The following is a 506-nucleotide window of genomic DNA, read 5'->3' as shown; positions in this document are numbered from 1 at the left end:
GGCGGGGGGGGCGGGAGGGGCGAAGGGGGGGTTGCGCGGCAGCGGCGGACCGCCGGAGCGCCCGGCGAATTGGGGACGCCCACGCGCGGTTGCAAGAGGGGCGGGGCGCGAAGCCGCGGAGATACCGGAACAGAAACGTCGCCAGTGCCGGATCGCGGCAATGGGGGATATTGAAGCGCAGCCAGGTGGTCGGCGACTGCTGCGGTGAAAACAGGCTGCCAGGCGTCAGCAAAAACCCGGCTTCGTGGCCGGCGCCGGCCACGAAGCCGGGTTTTTGCTGACGCCTGGCAGCCTGTTTTCACCGCAGCAGTCGCCGACCACCTGGCTGCGCTTCAATATCCCCCATTGCCGCGATCCGGCACTGGCGACGTTTCTGTTCCGGTATCTCCGCGGCTTCGCGCCCCGCCCCTCTTGCAACCGCGCGTGGGCGTCCCCAATTCGCCGGGCGCTCCGGCGGTCCGCCGCTGCCGCGCAACCCCCCCTTCGCCCCTCCCGCCCCCCCCGCC

General features: G+C 71.9%; 1 pseudogene. It reads right to left on the bottom strand.

From position 1 onward, the window contains the following. Window positions 1-94: 94 nt before the first annotated feature. Window positions 95-262, bottom strand: a pseudogene (locus tag A6V37_RS42165) (PLP-dependent aminotransferase family protein); the annotation flags it as partial. Window positions 263-506: the final 244 nt, after the last annotated feature.

The sequence above is a fragment of the Paraburkholderia ginsengiterrae genome, assembly GCF_001645125.1.
Taxonomy (GTDB): domain Bacteria; phylum Pseudomonadota; class Gammaproteobacteria; order Burkholderiales; family Burkholderiaceae; genus Paraburkholderia; species Paraburkholderia ginsengiterrae.
This window is presented reverse-complemented; position numbering and strand designations above follow the sequence as displayed.